Source organism: Desulfacinum infernum DSM 9756, from assembly GCF_900129305.1.
GTDB lineage: Bacteria > Desulfobacterota > Syntrophobacteria > Syntrophobacterales > DSM-9756 > Desulfacinum > Desulfacinum infernum.
Window position 1 is genome coordinate 21,746 of record NZ_FQVB01000036.1, and the last position, 15,959, is coordinate 37,704.

The window sequence follows — 15,959 nt, forward strand, 5'->3', positions numbered from 1 at the left end:
CGGAGGATGGCATGGAGTGCGCCCGCCGTTTCGAACCGTTTCCGTGTGAACTTTTCTGGGATGTCTCCGCCGACTCCCTCTCCTGGGAGAAGCACCGGGGCTTTATCGTGAGACGGGTACTCGCGGAGGGAGGCGAGGAGGATGTGCGCCGGCTCTTCGATCTTGTGGGGAGGGATCACGCCACGGAATGGCCGGTAGAATCCGAGGGGCGGGGGATGCCGCCCCGGCGTCTGCGCTTCTGGGGGGTGGTGTTGGAACTCCCCAAGGAACAGGTGGACCGATGGGTGGCCAGAGAGCGTGAATCCATCTGGGGGCGGCGATGTCGCTAGGGTGTGGGGCGTCTTGAAGATTTTCGGCGGGGAAGCTGTAGGGGCGAAAGATCTTTCGCCCCTACAGTCTTTTCCTTCCCGCTCTTCCTTTTGCCCCATCCACTGTGGGGGTGCCGCCTGGTAGGTCGGTTGTGATCTATTGTGCCACGTGGTTTGGCGGCGATTCCAGTGGCGGGAGGGGCTGTATCTGCAGCCTGGGAGGCTGTCCGACCACGCTGGGGATGACCGCTTTTCTCGTAGCGCAGCCCTTTAGGGCTGCGAAGGAATCCGTGCACTTCGGGTGCATCGCCGTATATTCCCTGTCAAGTCATGGGGTACGATGACATCTTTGCGCGGGGCTGAAGCCCCGCGGCTACGAAAAAAGACGGGTCCCTTCTCGGTTGATGAAGGTAACTTGTTCTCGGTCAGGCTCCCAAACAAGCGCATGGGGGCTTCTCGGCACGGGTTAGCCCTTGTTTTGTGGGATCATCGCAGGAACGCCCCCACGGGGCCGGCTGCGGTGAGTTCCTTCTTGGCCTCCGGCTCGGTGATCTCCTCCACCTTGCCGCCCAGAAGAAGAACCCGGTCGCAGGCGGCCCAGACCACGTCGTCCTCATCGTTTAAGGTCCCCGAACAGTAGGGGCAGGACCCTTGGGCCGGGCCGTGGTCCAGGAGCACCTGGCACGACGGGCAGTGCCGGCCCGGCGCGGAAAATCCGGCGGGAACCAGGATCTGATAAACCCGCCCCTGGTTCACGGCATCGAGTACCGCTTCCAGGCCCAGCACCGCCTTGGCGGATCCGCTCTGGGCCTTTCGCGCCGTGGTGACGCATTCGGCCACCAACTCCCGCTCCAGGGCCGCGTCCAAATCGCGCAGCACCGGTGTCACCTGCTCCAATAAATCCTGGGGTCTGGCCGTGACGGAGGCCCGCACTCGGGCCGCCACCCGGCTCAAAACCCCCTTGGGAAGCAACCGCTTGAGCTCCGCGGTCACCTCTTCCGGGCCCGCCAGCACCACCCGGTCGATCTCGTATTCTTCGATCATGTCGTGCAGGGCGTCGGCCACTTCCTTCAAAAACCAGTGGCTCCAGGTGGCCGCCCGGCGCTGGAAGACCATCTGGGACCGCATGTGGTCCGTTCCGGAGGTGCTCCGGTGGCGCACCGCGGGCGTCTGGAACGCCTCCTCCATCTCTTCCACTTCCCCCATGGACGCCACCAGGAACCGGGCCCGCTCCCGGTCCACCACCACGATGCCGGTCCGCTCGTATTCCTTCCAGGCGTCCAAAAGCGGCCGGATGTACGGGCGCTTCTCGTACCACGCCCCGTTGGGAAGGCGGATGGGAAGGTCCTCCTGGTACGTGTAGCCTTCCGAGATGTCGCAGAAAAAGACCATGCTCCGTCCCTTGGGGATGTGCGTCTCCACCTGCCGGCGGACCCAGCCGGCGTCCTCGGCGAAGTGCTCCCTTTGATGCGCGTCGTCCAGCTCCGATTCCAGGTCCTTCAAGAGTTGGTCCAAAACGAGCTTGTGGGCGCCGCGGCGGTTGGCCCGCACCTGGGGATCCACGTTGAGGTAAACGCTCAGGATCCACGATCCCTCCGGGGCGTGCCGCCTGGCCAGACTTTCCAGGGAACTGGGATGCAAGGTTTTCATAGAGGACCTCCTCGGTTGACGGGGTGGGAAGATGGGGTGGGCTTCACCCATAATTGTTGCCGGCGGCGGAGACGGGGTCAAGGGCCGGAGGGGTGAGGATTGGAGGATTAGAGGATTAAGGATTAAGGGATAGAGGGGTATGGGGTAGAGGGGTATGGGATATGGGGCGCTGTCTCGATCCGGGGGAAGGGGAAACGGCCGGGAGTTTCGGATGAGGGCTTGCCGGCAAAGCGTTTTTTGGATCATTATGGCCGGGAAGGAAAAAGGAGGCGGGGGTGGAAGGAAGAACACCGACCGAGGTGGTGGCGAGGCTCCGGCAGGCGCTCTTGGAAAGGAAGGACGTGGCGGCGGCTCTCCTTTTCGGATCCACCGCCGAAGGGGATCCCTCGGCCCGGGATGTGGATGTTCTGATTCTTCCTGTGGATCGGGACGCCGGACTGGATTTCCTGGTGGAAGTGCAGGGGGTCTTGGCCAAGGCCCTTCAAGTGCCCGTGGACCGGATCGATGCGGTCCTGTTGAACCCGGAAACGGTCCACCACGGTGTGCTGGTGAACGCCGTCCGAACCGGCGTTCCCATCTTGATCCGCGATAGGGAGGCCTACACGGACGCCCTGGCGAGGCTCTCGGCCATATTGTGCGTTGAAGAGGTCTATCGACGGCGTGCCAAGGCCTACTTGAAGGAGCTCACCGGTGTCTGAAAAACGGATCAGCAGGGATCGCATAAGGGAAAACCTGGCCACTATCCTGAGAGAAAAAACGGATATGGAAGACCTCCTGGGGAGGTTTTCCGACCAAGAGCTTCTACAGGATCGGCACCGCCTGAAAAGTCTGAAGCTATCGGTGATCCTCATCAATGAGGCGATGGGAAGCATCCTTCAACACCTTTTGGCCAAAGCCTTCGGAGACGTGGTGGAAGGGTACCAGCAGGCCATCGAGAAGGCCCATTCTCGCCGGATCATCAGCGGGGATTTGGCTGGGCGACTCAAACCCTTCGTCGGTTTCCGAAATATGCTCGTTCATCAATATTGGAGGATCAGCGACGCTCTTTTCCTTAAAAACCTGCGGGACAATCTGAGCGACTTTGACGACTTCGGCCGGGAGATCCGCCGGTGGGTGGAAGAGAACGGGTAACGGATGGGGCGGCGCATCGAAAAGAAAAAACACGGGGAGAAGCCCGTGTTTTTTCTTTTTTTTTTCTTGGGTGTTGGGTGCCGGATCGGGGGTGGTCAGCTGAGGAATTTTTCCTTGAGCTTGTCCCAAGGCGCGAAGACGGCCAGGAGCACCGCCGAGATGAGATAGAAGGCGATGACCGACGCCGGGAAGGTCACGTACAAAAAGGCGTAGACGGGAAAGAGGGCCGCCAACGACAAAACGATCTTCACCACGGGTTCCACCCACTTTCTGTTTTCTTGCCGTTCGTCCATAATCGCCGCTCCGTTTCTTGCTGAGGTGTCTTCGGGAGGGTTTCGCCGTCTTATGTTCCGGACTCCCGGGCTGGCGGCCGAAGGAGACGCCTGAAAAAAGAATCGCCGGCCCGGAAGTGCGCACTCCACGAAATCGCCTCAGTCTTACCGAAGGCCCGAAGATTTTTCAAGGGGCAAGGCCCGGATTACGCCCTTTTTTTCACAACGTGAGCGGTCCCGGCCCCCGCGGGGTCCGCCGGATGACGCAGAATTTCCCCATGCGAAGGCACCTAACGTCGCAATCTCACCAAGTTTTTGTTTGCGCGGTCCCCAGCGTTTGTGTATAGTTGCACATGATGCCCTCCCGGCCTCCTGGGCGGACCCCGGCGCATCAATCCGCGCGATCCCATAGGCGGCGCACCGCCGCCACGGCACGATCAGCTCACGATTGCGAGGGTTCTCGGGACATCTCTTCAGATATCTTCTTTAGGAGGATGAGCATGGCAAACACGGTGACGCAAAGCATCATGGTGGTCGGAGGCGGAATGAGCGGCCTCAGTGCCGCGATAGAAGCCGCCGAAGCGGGCTACGAGGTCTTCCTGGTGGAGAAGAATCCCTACCTGGGAGGGCGCGTGGCCCAGCTCAACCAGTACTTTCCCAAACTGTGTCCGCCCTACTGCGGCCTGGAAATCAACTTCCGTCGGATCAAGGACAACCCCAAGGTGAAGGTCTTCACCCTGGCCGAGGTGGAGAGCATTCGGGGCGTGGAAGGGGACTTTGACGTGACGGTGAAGATCCACCCCCGGTACGTGAACGAAAAGTGCACGGCCTGCGGCAAGTGCGCCGAGGCCTGCACGCTGGAAATCGAAAACCCCTTCAACTACGGCATGGACACGGTCAAGGCGGCCTATCTGCCCCACGACATGGCCTTTCCTCTGCGCTACGTTCTGGATCCCAGCCTGGTCCAGAGCGCCGAGGCCCAGAAGGTGAAGGAGGCCTGCCCCTACGACGCCATCGAACTGGACATGGCCGAAAAGACGGTGGACCTCAAGGTGGGAAGCATCGTCTGGGCCACGGGCTGGAAGCCCTACGACATCTCCAAGCTGGACAACTACGGGGGCGGAGCCTACCCCAACGTGATCACCAACGTGCAGATGGAACGCCTGGCGGCCTGGAACGGGCCCACCCAGGGAAAGATTGTGCGCCCATCCGACGGCCAGGCACCCCAGACGGTGGCCTTCGTCCAATGCGCGGGATCCCGGGATGAAAACCACCTGCCGTTCTGTTCCGGTATCTGCTGCCTGGCGTCTCTCAAGCAGGCCACCTACGTGCGCGAGCAGTATCCGGACGCCACCATCTACTTCTTCTACATCGACGTGCGGGCCACGGACCGGCTGGAAGACTTCGTCAACAAGGTGAAGGCCGACGACAAGCTCATCTTCTTCAAGGGCAAGGTGGCCAAGATCACCCAGGACGACGCCACCAAGAGCCTCGTCTGCCGGGTGGAAAACACCATGACCGAGGAGCTCCACGAGATCCCGGTGGACCTGGTGGTGCTGGCCACGGGCATGCAGCCCACTACGTCCGAGACGCCGCTGCCCACCCCGGTTCCCTACGACGAATACGGCTTCGTGGCGTCCATGGACGCCATGCCGGGGATCTTCGCGGCGGGAACCACGCGCACCCCCGCCAACGTCGCCGAATGTGTTGCCGACGGCACGGCAGCCGCTCTCAAGGCCATCCAATCCGTCGTGAGGAGGTAACTCAATGGAGAAGAAACTCGCCACCTATATCTGTACGGGATGCGGCATCGGAGATGCCCTGGACATAGATCAGCTGGCCGGAGTGGCCCAGAAGGAATGCAAGGTGCCGGTGGTGAAGACCCACGCCTGCCTGTGCAGTCAGGAAGGGGTGGATCTCATCAAGGCGGACATCGACGGCGAAGGCGTCAACTCCCTCATGATCGCCGCCTGTTCTCCCCGGGTCATGTACGACGTCTTCCGCTTCGACGGTTGCATCGTGGACAGGGTGAACCTGCGCGAACAGGTGGTCTGGTGCCAGAAGCCGGGCGATGAGGACACCCAGATGATGGCCGAGGACTACGTGCGCATGTCCGCGGCCAAGATCAAGAAGATGGAGCTTCCGGAACCCTACAAGCCGGAAGAGGAGTTTTCCAAGGACATCCTCATCGTGGGCGGCGGCCTGGCGGGCCTCACGGCGGCCAGGGAGGTGTCCAAGGCCGGCTACAAGGCCGTGCTGGTGGAAAAGGAAAAGGAGCTGGGCGGCTTCCAGAAGAAGGTGTCCAAGATCGCCACCTTCCCCTACAAGGGCCTGAAGGACAATGACGTGGCCTCCCTCGTCCAGGAAGTGAGCGCCGACGGCAACGTGACCGTCTACACCGGGGCTAAGGTGGAAAAGACCGCGGGCGGCCCGGGCCTTTTCAAGGTCACCATCTCCCAGAACGGGACGAAGGCGGAACACAGGGTGGGCGCCATCGTCATGGCCGCCGGCTGGAAGCCCTACGACCCGGCCCAGCTGGACGCCAAGCTGGGATTCGGCCAGTCGCCCGATGTGATCACCAACGTGATGTTCGAGGAGATGGTCCAAAACGGCGGGCTCAAACGGCCCAGCGACGGCAAGGACGTGACGGCCGTGGCCTTCCTCCAGTGCGCCGGCCAGCGCGATCCCCAGCGGCTTCCCTACTGCTCGGCCACCTGCTGCACCACCAGCCTGAAGCAGGCCATCTTCATCAAAGAAACCAACCCGGACGCCAACGTTTTCATCGTCTTCAAGGAGATGCGGACGCCGGGCCAGGCGGAAGACCTCTACCGGCGGGCCCAGGAAGAAGGGGTCATCTTCATCCGTTGCCAGGATCCCGAGGTGAAGGTCATGGGATCGGCGGTCTCGGTGGAGGCCCTGGACGAGCTCCTGGGCGAGACGGTGGTTCTGGAAAACCTGGACCTGGTGGTGCTGGCCACGGGCATGGTGCCTGTGACCGCCTTCGGCGAGGACTACGCCAAGGTGCGCGCCCGCATGCAGCAGCAGGAAGGCGAGGAAAAGAAGCAGGAAGAGGAACTGGAGGTTCCCCAGGACGCCATCAGGGTCTCCGACATCCTCAACCTGCAATACCGCCAGGGTCCGGAACTTCCGGGCTTGAAGTACGGCTTCCCCGATTCCCACTTCATCTGCTTCCCCTATGAAACGCGACGGACCGGCATCTACGCGGCCGGCTGCGTGCGCAGGCCCATGGGCGTGGCGGCGGCCCTGGAAGACGGCGCCGGCGCGGCCCTCAAGGCCATCCAGTGCGTGGAGCTGGTGAGCCAGGGCAAGGCGGTGCACCCGCGCGCCGGGGACATGAGCTTCCCCGAATTCTTCATGCAACGCTGCACCCAGTGCAAGCGCTGCACGGAAGAATGCCCCTTCGGTGCCATCAACGAGGACGAAAAGGCCAACCCGCTGCCTCAGCCCACCCGGTGCCGCCGCTGCGGCGTGTGCATGGGCGCGTGCCCCGAGCGGATCATCTCGTTCAAGAACTACTCCATCGGCATGATCGGCGACATGATCAAGGCCATGGAAGTTCCGGAAGAAGACGAGGAAAAGCCCCGGATCCTGGTGCTGGCGTGCGAAAACGACGCCTACCCGGCTCTGGACATGGCGGGGTTGCGGCGCATGACCTACAACGCCTGGGTGCGCGTGGTTCCCATGCGCTGCCTGGGGTCCATGAACCTGATCTTCATCGCCGACGCCCTTTCCAGCGGTATCGACGGCGTGCTGCTCCTGGGCTGCAAGTTCGGCGACGACTACCAGTGCCACTTCATCAAGGGCAGTGAGCTGGCCAACATCCGGCTGAGCAAGATCAAGGAGACCCTGGACCGCCTGGTGCTGGAATCGGATCGTGTGCGCTTTGAAACCATCTCCATCACGGACTACGACAAGCTGCCGCAGATCCTGGACGACTTCGCAGAGACCCTGGAAGAAGTGGGTCCGAACCCCTACAAGGATATGTAAACCCCGGAACATGGAGCGGCCGTCCCGTGCGGGGCGGCCCCGTCCCATCCACGACATGACGACGGGTTATCCGTTTGGGATCCGACAAAACGAGGAGGCCTGAGGATGAGTATCAAGGTGGATCCGAACTTGATGAAGGATCTGAAGCACTTCGGGCTGAAAGACGCCAGCAAGTGCTTCCACTGTGGAAACTGCACCGCCGAATGCCCGCTTTCGGAAACGGGCACGCCCTTCCCGAGAAAGCTTGTGAAATACGCCCAGATGGGCCTGAAGGACAAGATCCTCCAGTCCAGCGAGCCGTGGCTGTGCTACTACTGCGGGTCCTGTTCCGACCGATGCCCGCGCGGCGCGGACCCCGGCGAGACCATGATGGTGCTGCGCCGTTGGCTTACCAGCCAGTACGACTGGACGGGATTTTCCCGCAAGTTCTACACGTCGGAAAAGTTCGAAACCATGGCCGTGCTGGCCGTGGCCCTCTTCGTGGGCCTGCTCATGCTGGTCTTCGCCCAGGAGTTCGACTGGCAGAACGCGTCGCTGGAAAAGGCCTGGCCGGCCGCCGGCATGGAGATCGCCGACCTCATAATGGCGGCCATCCTGTCGTTCTTCCTCCTTTCCAACGTCTGGCGCTTCATCAAGTTTTCCATGGGCGACCTGCTCACCAAGATCCCATTGCGGATCTACACGTCGGAAGCCAAAGAGCTGGTGCTGCATTTCCTCACCCAGAAGCGCTGGGCCAAGTGTGAGGACCGCACCCAGTGGGTCATCCACCTGCTCATCATGACCGGCTACACCACGGCCTTCATCCTGGTGGCGGTGCTGCTTTGCGGCGGTCTGGAACTGATCGGCCTCAACTGGGATGCGTTGCGCTTCCAGCGTCCCTATGACCCGGCCACGGGCCGCGACGTGATCTACCCGTTCTTCCATCCCATCCGGCTGCTGGGCTACTATGCCACCATCGCCATCCTGATCGGCGCCACCTATGCGCTTTGGGGCCGCATGCGCCGGAGCAAGGCGCCCTACAAGAACTCCCACGGCACCGACTGGATGTTCCTGGTGCTCCTGGAACTCACGGTGATCACGGGTATCGCCGTGCACATCCTGCGGCTCATGAACATCCCGTTCGCCATGTACGCCCTGTACATTCTCCACCTCATGGTGGCCGTGCCCATGCTGGTGCTGGAAGTTCCCTTCGCCAAATGGGCCCACCTGGCCTACCGGCCCATGGCGGCGTATCTCAAGGGCGTGAAGGAAAAGTACTACGCGGAACTGGAAGCGCAGAAGGCGGAAGCTCCGGCGGAAGCCAAGGCCGAAGCGGCTTAAGGTTCACCTCAGAGACCCAGAGATCGCAGAGAAAGAAGCCGGGGCGGCGAGGTGCCGTCCCGGCTTTTTTATACGTCGTTCTCAGAAGTGTTGGATTTTTCAGGCGGCGTCTTTTCGAAGATTTTCCACAGGTCCAGGCGGATGGGGAACGTGAGAAGGTCCAGGCTTTCGTTCCAGTTGAAAAGGTCCGGACCGCCATAGGATCCCTGAGAAAGGTGGTACCGCTCCACGTATTCCCGTTCCGGAAAGACGATGATGTACTCTTTCACGCCGTGTCGTTCGTAGAGCCTTTTCTTCTCTCTTCGATCCTTGATCTCGGTGGAGGGGGAAACCACTTCCACCACCAGGTCCGGCACTCCCTGAATGTTCTTCGCCGTGATCTGATCCCGCCCGCATAGAACCAGGATATCCGGTTGGACCACATTGTGGGGGTCGAGGACCACGTCCGTGGGGGCCAGGAAGATTTCGCATTCACCCAGCCCTTCCCTTTGCAGGTAGAGCTCGCCCGCCACGTTGCGGCAAATCCTTTGATGGTGCGGACTGGGTGACGGCGTCATGGCGAAAGGAACCCCGTCCAGGATTTCCCACCTTTCGTCGTCGGGCCAGCTCAGGTAATCTTGATAGGTTACCTTGGTCCGTTCAGGTGTGCCGACAGGCATCGGATCCTCCGTCGTCGCTGAAACCCTTTCTTCTTACCCCATAGCCCTTATCCCATACCCCCTATCCCTTATCCCTCTCAAAAAACGCCCGGTTGGGCACGAACATCTTCCCGGGATTCAGAATGTTGTTGGGATCCAGGGCCTGCTTGATCCGCACCATGGCGTCCAGCGCCCCGGGATGCACCTCCCACTGGAAGAAGGGGCTCTTGGTGATCCCGATCCCGTGCTCCCCCGACAGCGTCCCGCCCAGGCGCAGCACCTCCCGGAAGAGTTCTTCCACGGCCCTTTCCGCCCGGGCCATCTCGTCGGGGTCGGAGCGGTCCACCATGATGTTGGTGTGGATGTTGCCGTCCCCGGCATGACCGAAGCTCACGATGATGAGATCGTACTTTCGGGCGAGGCTCTGGTTGAAACGGATGAGATCCGGGATGCGGGAGCGCGGAACCGTCACGTCCTCGTTGATCTTTCCGGGCCGGATGCGCCGGAGCGCCGGGGAGATGGCCCGTCGGGCGCTCCAGAGCCGTTCCCGGGAAGCGGCATCCCGGGCCTTCTGTACGTCCCGGGCGCCCATCTCGCGGCAGATCTCTTCGATCCGGCGGGCGTGGTCGTCCACCACGGCGTCCGGGCCGTCCACCTCCAGAAGGAGCAAGGCTTCCGCATGGACGGGGAGCCCCGCCTGCACGTGGGCTTCCACGGCCTCCAGGGTGGCCCGATCCAGAAGCTCTAGGGTGGTGGGAACCATCCGGGCCCGCAAGACCGACGTCACGGTCCGGCACGCCTGGTCGATCCGGGGGAAGACGGCCGCCAGGGTGCACACCGCTTCGGGGGCTGGAACCAGGCGGAGCACCACCCGGGTGATGACGCCCAAGGTGCCTTCCGATCCCACCAGGAGGCGGGTGAGGTCGTAGCCCACCACGCCCTTTGCGGTCCGGGTTCCCGTGGTGATGACTTCCCCCGTGGGAAGCACCGCCTCCAGGCCCAGCACGTAGTCCCGCGTAACGCCGTACTTCACGGCCCGGGGCCCGCCGGCGCAGGTGGCCACGTTGCCTCCGATGGTGGAAAAGGAGAGGCTGGCCGGGTCGGGGGGGTAGAGGAGGCCGTGGCGGGCCGCTTCCTGCTGGAGGCGGCCGGTGACCACGGCCGGCTCCACCACGGCGATCATGTCGTCCGGGTCCAGTTCCAGGATGCGGTTGAGGCGCGTGAGGGCCAGGACCACGCCGCCCCGGTCGGGGACGGCCCCGCCCACCATGCCGCTTCCGGCTCCGCGAGGATAGACGGGGAAGCCATGGGCGTTGGCCAGGCGAAGGATTTCGGCGATTTCGGCGGCGCTTCCCGGAAGGATCACGGCTTCGGGCAGGGCGGAAAGCTTGCTGGCGTCGAAGCTGTAGGCCAGGCGGTCTTCCGGAGCCGTGAGCACATGCTCCGGGCCGCAGATCCGGCGGAATTCAGGGACGGGAAGCCGGCTTTTCGGTTTCACGTTCTTCTTCCATTTCATGGGCGGTTCACCTTTCCCGGCCATTTTAACCGCTTCCGGGGCATGGGTTGGAAAAAATTTCACCGCAGAGACGCAGAGGTCGCAGAGCTTTTCCTCCTTGTGCCGCGCCGCCTGTAGGGGCGAATGATGATTCGCCCCTACAGGCGGCGCGGCACGAAAAGGTTTCCTCTGTGCTCTCTGTGCCTCTGCGGTGAATTTTACCGGCCGTTCCGCCCGCCGAAGGCCCCCTTGACTTTCACCTTTTATTCACCTTATGCTCACCCTGCAGCAACACGCAACGGGACTGCGAGGGGGGGGATGGACCGTCATGGAAAGGACCATTTTGCACATCCAGGTGCCGGATTTTTGTGCGGCGCTGGAAGAGCTGCGGGATCCGTCCCGGGCTCGCCGTCCTCTGGCGGTGGCCGACCCGACCTCCCGGGCCGTGGTGCAGGCGGTGAACCGCCCGGCCCGCCGGGAAGGCGTCCTGGAAGGAATGCCCCTGGCCCGGGCCCAGCGCCGGTGCCGCGGGCTTCTGGTGGTGCCGTGCGACCGGTCCTTCTACACCCGCGCCCACGGCGTGATCGCCCGCGACCTGGCCGGCTTTTCCCCGCTGGTGGAAGGGGCGGCCCTGGGCCGGTTCTTCGTGGATCTTACGGGAACACGGCGGCTGTGGGGTCCGGCCACGGACACGGCCTGCCGGCTGGAAGACGAGCTCTTTTCCCGGCGCCGCCTGGCCGCCCGGGCGGGACTGGCGGGAAACAAGCTGGTGAGTCAGGCGGCGGCTGCCTGCGTGGAGGCGGGGGACGTGAGCCGCGTCTTTCCAGGGGCGGAAAGGGCCTTCCTGGAGGGCCTTCCCGTGACACTGCTTCCCGGAATCGGCCCCGCCACCGCCGCCGTCCTGGGGGATCTCAACATCCGGCGGGTGGGAGAACTGGCCGCGCTGGCCCCGGCGCATCTCTTTCCCGTCTTGGGCCGACGGGCGGGGCGCCTGCTGGAACTGGCCCGCGGGGAGGACCCGCTTCCCGTGGTGCCCTTCGAAAGGACGGCGGAACTCCGGGTGGTGCGCCTGCTTCCGGCGGATGAGATCGACCGGGACCGACTGGAAGCCTTCCTTTTCGACATGGTGGAGGAGTCGGGCTGGGTCCTGAGGCGCCAAAACCGGATGCCGGGCCGGGTGCGAATCCACGTGCGCCATGCCGACGGGGTGGAGCGGAGCGGATCCCGGAGTCTGCCCGCCGGGAGCGAGATCCTGGACCGGGTGCTCTTCGGCGCGGCCCGGGATCTTTTCCGTGCCGTGACGACTCGGCGCGTGGCGGTGCGCAGGATCGTGCTGGAGTGGTCCCAGTTCCGCATGCCCTTCGGTCAGCTTTCCCTCTTCCCGGACCGCCGGGTGGACCTGGCCCGGGAGCGGCGGATTCAGGCCGCGCTGGATGCCGTGCGGGGCCGGTTCGGCCGAAGCGCCGTCCGCTGGGGCGTAGCGACGTAAGTCGTGAGTCGTAAGGTCGAGGGAAATTCACCGCAGAGACGCAGAGGCCGCAGAGGAAGAGCTTTTCGGATCGGGGCGCTGAGACGGCGCCCCGATCCGAGCCCCGCCCTGCGGGGCGATCTTCCGGGCGCGCGGCGAAACGTTCCCGAAGGGTGCTTCTTGTGCCGGGCCGGCCTCTCAGCGGCGCGGCACAAAGAGAGTAGCTCTGTGCTCTCTGCGTCTCTGCGGTGAAACCCAAAACGGTGAAACCCGAGAGGGCGGGGGATGATCTGTCTGGTGCACAGCAGTTATTCCTTCATGTGGGGGGTGAGTTCCCCGGAAGACCTCTGCCGCCGGGTGGGGGTCGAGGGAAAATCACCGCAGAGGCGCGGAGGCCGCCGAGCTTTTCCTTTTTGTGCCGCACCGCTGAGAAGGGCGGCGCGTCACAAGGAGCGGCCTTCGTGATGGCCGGGATGGATTTGCCCCGAAGGGGCGAGGCTCGTGTCGGGGCGGCGTCTCAGCGCCCCGACACGAAAAGGTTTCCTCTGTGTTCTCTGCGTCTCTGCGGTGAATTCTCAAAAAGGGACGCCCATGATCTGTCTGGTGCACAGCAGTTATTCTTTCATGTGGGGGGTGAGTTCCCCGGAAGACCTCTGCCGCCGGGCCGCCGAGCGGGGCCACGCCGTCGTGGCGTGCACCGACCGAAACGGCCTGTACGGCCTGGTGCGCTTTCTCCAGGCCGCCCGCCGGTTCGGCGTGCAGCCCGTGGTGGGGGCGCATCTGGTGCGGGCCGGCCGCGAAGCGGTGGTCCTGGCCCGGTCCCCCAGGGGCTACGAGATGCTCTGCGGCCTCCTGACTCGACTCCACCTGGAACCGAGCCTTCGGCTGGAAGCGGCCGTGCCGGAGGCCCGAAGGCATCTGGTGCTCCTGAGCGACGATCCCCGGGTGATCGAAGCGGCGGCGCCCCGCCTGGAATGCTACGCGGCCGTGGCACCGGGACCGGAGGGCAGAAAGACGCTCCGGCTGGCTCAAGCCCTCGGGGTTCCGCCCGCGGCCGTCTTTCCCGTCTATTTCGCCGATCCCGAAGACTTTCCGCTCCACCGCTTGGTGCGGGCCATGGCCACGGGTGCCGTCCTGAGCACTCTGGATCCCAAGGAGACGGCTCCGGCCGATGCGTGGCTCCAGCCGCCGAGAGAGGGGCTTCGCCGTTTTCCCCACTGCCCGGAAGCGGTGGCCAACGCGACAAGGATTCTTCAGCGCTGCCGGGCCCGGTGGCTCTCCTTCCGCACGGTGTTTCCGCACTACGACGACCGGGAAGCGGATCACTACCGGATTCTCGTCCGCCGTTGCCGGGAGGGCGTTCGCCGGCGTTACGGCGGGACCTTTCCGGAGCTGGAACGGCGCCTGGCGGCCGAGTTGGACCTCATCCGAAGCAAGGGCTACGTGGATTACTTCCTGGTGGTTGCGGATATCGTGGCCCGGCGTCCCATCCACTGCGGCCGCGGGAGCGCCGCCGCCAGCCTGGTGAGCTACCTTCTGGGGATCACCCACGTGGATCCCCTGCGCCACAACCTGGTCTTCGAACGGTTTCTCAACCCCCAGCGAAAGGACCACCCGGACATCGACGTGGACTTTCCCTGGGACGAGCGGGACGGGCTCCTGGAGGAGGTGGAGCGCTGTTACGGCTCGGACCGGTTCGCCATGGTGTCCAACCACGTGGGGTTCGGAGCCCGGGCGGCCGTTCGGGAGACGGCCAAGGTGTACGGGATACCGCCGGAAGAAATCCGGGAGGTGACCCGGCGCTTGAGCGGCTGGACGCGCCCGAGTCGTATCGGGGAGCGCATGGAGCGTCACCCGGCCTTTCGGGGCTTCCGGCCGGATCCTCCCTGGCCGGAGATCCTGGAACTGGCGACGCGGCTGGAGGGACTGCCGCGTCACCTTTCGGTCCATTGCGGCGGGATGGTGCTGGTTCCCGACCGGGTGGACCGTTACGTGCCCGTGGAGCGGGCTGCCAAGGGCGTTCGGATCATCCAGTGGGAAAAGGATCAGGCGGAGGAAGCCGGGCTGGTGAAGATCGATCTTCTGGGAAACCGGTCCCTGGGAGTCATCCGGGACGCCCTGGAGATGGTGGCGGAAAACACGGGACGCCGCCTGGACTACGCGTCCCTCAATCCCCTGGACGATCCGCCCACCCGGGCGCTTCTGGCCCGCGGGGACACCATGGGTGTCTTCTACGTGGAATCCCCGGCCATGCGCCAGCTGCAGAGAAAGACGCGGCGGGGCGACTTCGAACACCTGGTGATTCATTCCTCCATCATCCGCCCGGCGGCCAACCGCTACATCAACGCCTACATCGAGCGGCTTCACGGGGCGCCCTACGAGCCGATCCATCCGGACCTGGAGGAGCTGCTGAAGGAGACCTACGGGATCCTGGTCTATCAGGAACATGTGGTGCAGACGGCCATGGCGCTGGCGGGTTTCGACTGGGCCGAGGCGGACGGCCTGCGCAAGGTGCTGAGCAGGAAAAGCCGGGAACAGATCGAAGACTATCGGAAAAAATTTGAGGACGGGTGCCGGCGGCGGGGCGTTTCGGAGGAGGTCATCCGTTCCGTCTGGGACATGTTCACGTCCTTTGCCGGCTATTCCTTCTGCAAGCCCCATTCGGCGTCCTACGCCCTGGTGAGCTTCAAGGCCGCCTGGCTCAAAGTGCACTACCCGGCGGAATTCATGGCGGCGGTGATCGCCAACGGAGGCGGCTACTACACGGCCCGGGCCTACCTTTCGGAGGCTGAACGGTTGGGCCTGCGGATCCTGGGCCCCCACGTGAACGAAAGCCGCTGGAAGTACCGGGGGAAGGGCCGATGGATCCGGGTGGGACTGCAGCAGCTTCAGGGCGTGCGCCGGGAAACCGTGGACCGGCTGCTGGCGGAGCGGCTTCGGAACGGGCCGTACCGCAACCTGGAAGAATTGTTTGATCGGGTGTCCATCCCGCCCTCGGACGCCGTGGTGCTGGCCAAGAGCGGCGCCCTGGACGCGCTGGCCGAGGCGTGCGGCATCAACCGGTCCCAGCTCCTGTGGTGGGTGCGGGCCCGGACCGGACGGCAACCGGCCGGGGGGACGCCGCGTCGCGGGGCGACGTTGCCGTCCCTCGGCCTCTTTGCCTCCCTGGGTGGCGCGGCCGCCGGGTCCGTGCCGCCGCTTCCGGCTCCGGACCGTGAGACCCTGTGGCGCCACCAGCGGGAGGCCCTGGGCTTCGTTCTTTCCGTGCATCCCCTGCGCTGCCATGAAGCGGCCTACCGTGCCAGGCGGAGGCCGTGGATCCAAGCCAAAGACCTGGCGAGGGCGGTGGGGAGGTCGGTGTGGCTCAAGGGATGGCCCATCACGAAGAAGGAGGTGGTCACCCGGGAAGGGGATCCCATGGCGTTCGTCTCCTTCGAGGACGAGACGGCCATCTACGAGACGGTCTTCTTTCCCGGAGCCTATGCGCGCTTCTGCCGGACCCTGGACTGGGAACGGCCCTATGCCCTGCGGGGAACGGTGGAGGAATCCTTCGGCGCGGTGAGCGTCACCGTGAGCCACGTGGAACCCATGGGTTGAAGCCCCGCCTTGCCGATTGGGCAGGAAATCTCTTGCCGTTTTCCGGCGGGGTTCTATTCTTAATATGAAAGA

The 15,959-nt window shown here is 64.0% G+C and carries 12 protein-coding genes; 8 read left to right on the forward strand and 4 right to left on the reverse strand.

From position 1 onward, the window contains the following. Nucleotides 1-11: 11 nt before the first annotated feature. Complete coding sequence (locus BUB04_RS15340) at nucleotides 12-329, forward strand: DUF6922 domain-containing protein (protein ID WP_073041074.1); 318 nt, start codon at nucleotides 12-14, stop codon at nucleotides 327-329. Nucleotides 330-794: 465 nt separating this feature from the next. Here the strand turns inward: BUB04_RS15340 and BUB04_RS15345 are convergent, their stop codons facing one another. Further along, the gene (locus BUB04_RS15345; protein WP_073041076.1) at nucleotides 795-1,958 is read right to left on the reverse strand and encodes a VLRF1 family aeRF1-type release factor; all 1,164 of its coding nucleotides are present in this window, start codon (nucleotides 1,956-1,958) and stop codon (nucleotides 795-797) included. Nucleotides 1,959-2,233: 275 nt separating this feature from the next. On the opposite strand from BUB04_RS15345, the gene BUB04_RS15350 reads away from it, so the two are divergent. Next, nucleotides 2,234-2,656, forward strand: a complete 423-nt coding sequence (locus tag BUB04_RS15350) for a nucleotidyltransferase family protein (protein WP_073041079.1) — start codon at nucleotides 2,234-2,236, stop codon at nucleotides 2,654-2,656. Further along, nucleotides 2,649-3,089 (forward strand): type VII toxin-antitoxin system HepT family RNase toxin, encoded by a 441-nt coding sequence (gene hepT / locus BUB04_RS15355; RefSeq protein ID WP_073041081.1) that lies wholly within the window; start codon nucleotides 2,649-2,651, stop codon nucleotides 3,087-3,089. Before BUB04_RS15350 ends, hepT begins: the two co-directional genes overlap by 8 nt. Nucleotides 3,090-3,184: 95 nt before the next feature. Here the strand turns inward: hepT and BUB04_RS15360 are convergent, their stop codons facing one another. Continuing rightward, a complete protein-coding gene (locus tag BUB04_RS15360; protein WP_073041083.1) occupies nucleotides 3,185-3,382 on the reverse strand; it encodes a hypothetical protein in 198 nt (65 codons plus the stop codon). Nucleotides 3,383-3,861: 479 nt separating this feature from the next. On the opposite strand from BUB04_RS15360, the gene BUB04_RS15365 reads away from it, so the two are divergent. From BUB04_RS15365 to BUB04_RS15375, 3 genes are all read left to right on the forward strand, one after another. Next, nucleotides 3,862-5,124, forward strand: a complete 1,263-nt coding sequence (locus BUB04_RS15365) for a CoB--CoM heterodisulfide reductase iron-sulfur subunit A family protein (RefSeq protein WP_073041085.1) — start codon at nucleotides 3,862-3,864, stop codon at nucleotides 5,122-5,124. 4 nt (nucleotides 5,125-5,128) lie between these two features. After that, nucleotides 5,129-7,369, forward strand: coding sequence for an FAD-dependent oxidoreductase (locus tag BUB04_RS20155; RefSeq protein WP_073041088.1), 2,241 nt, complete (start codon nucleotides 5,129-5,131; stop codon nucleotides 7,367-7,369). Nucleotides 7,370-7,474: 105 nt separating this feature from the next. Beyond that, the gene (locus BUB04_RS15375) at nucleotides 7,475-8,689 is read left to right on the forward strand and encodes a 4Fe-4S dicluster domain-containing protein (RefSeq protein WP_073041090.1); all 1,215 of its coding nucleotides are present in this window, start codon (nucleotides 7,475-7,477) and stop codon (nucleotides 8,687-8,689) included. A gap of 68 nt (nucleotides 8,690-8,757) precedes the next feature. Here the strand turns inward: BUB04_RS15375 and BUB04_RS15380 are convergent, their stop codons facing one another. Both BUB04_RS15380 and BUB04_RS15385 read right to left on the reverse strand, forming a co-directional pair. Further along, on the reverse strand, nucleotides 8,758-9,348 hold the full coding sequence (locus BUB04_RS15380) for a Uma2 family endonuclease (RefSeq protein ID WP_073041091.1): 591 nt from the start codon (nucleotides 9,346-9,348) through the stop codon (nucleotides 8,758-8,760). 61 nt (nucleotides 9,349-9,409) lie between these two features. Then, the gene (locus BUB04_RS15385; RefSeq protein WP_073041097.1) at nucleotides 9,410-10,843 is read right to left on the reverse strand and encodes an FAD-binding oxidoreductase; all 1,434 of its coding nucleotides are present in this window, start codon (nucleotides 10,841-10,843) and stop codon (nucleotides 9,410-9,412) included. A 307-nt stretch (nucleotides 10,844-11,150) separates the two neighbouring features. Between BUB04_RS15385 and BUB04_RS15390 the strand changes: the two genes are divergently transcribed. Together BUB04_RS15390 and BUB04_RS15395 are read left to right on the forward strand one after the other, a co-directional pair. Continuing rightward, nucleotides 11,151-12,311: a DNA polymerase Y family protein gene (locus tag BUB04_RS15390; protein WP_073041093.1), complete on the forward strand. Its 1,161-nt coding sequence runs from the start codon at nucleotides 11,151-11,153 to the stop codon at nucleotides 12,309-12,311. 570 nt (nucleotides 12,312-12,881) lie between these two features. Then, entirely contained in the window at nucleotides 12,882-15,887 is a 3,006-nt protein-coding gene (locus BUB04_RS15395; RefSeq protein ID WP_073041095.1) for a DNA polymerase III subunit alpha, read from the forward strand. The last annotated feature ends 72 nt before the right edge of the window (nucleotides 15,888-15,959 follow it).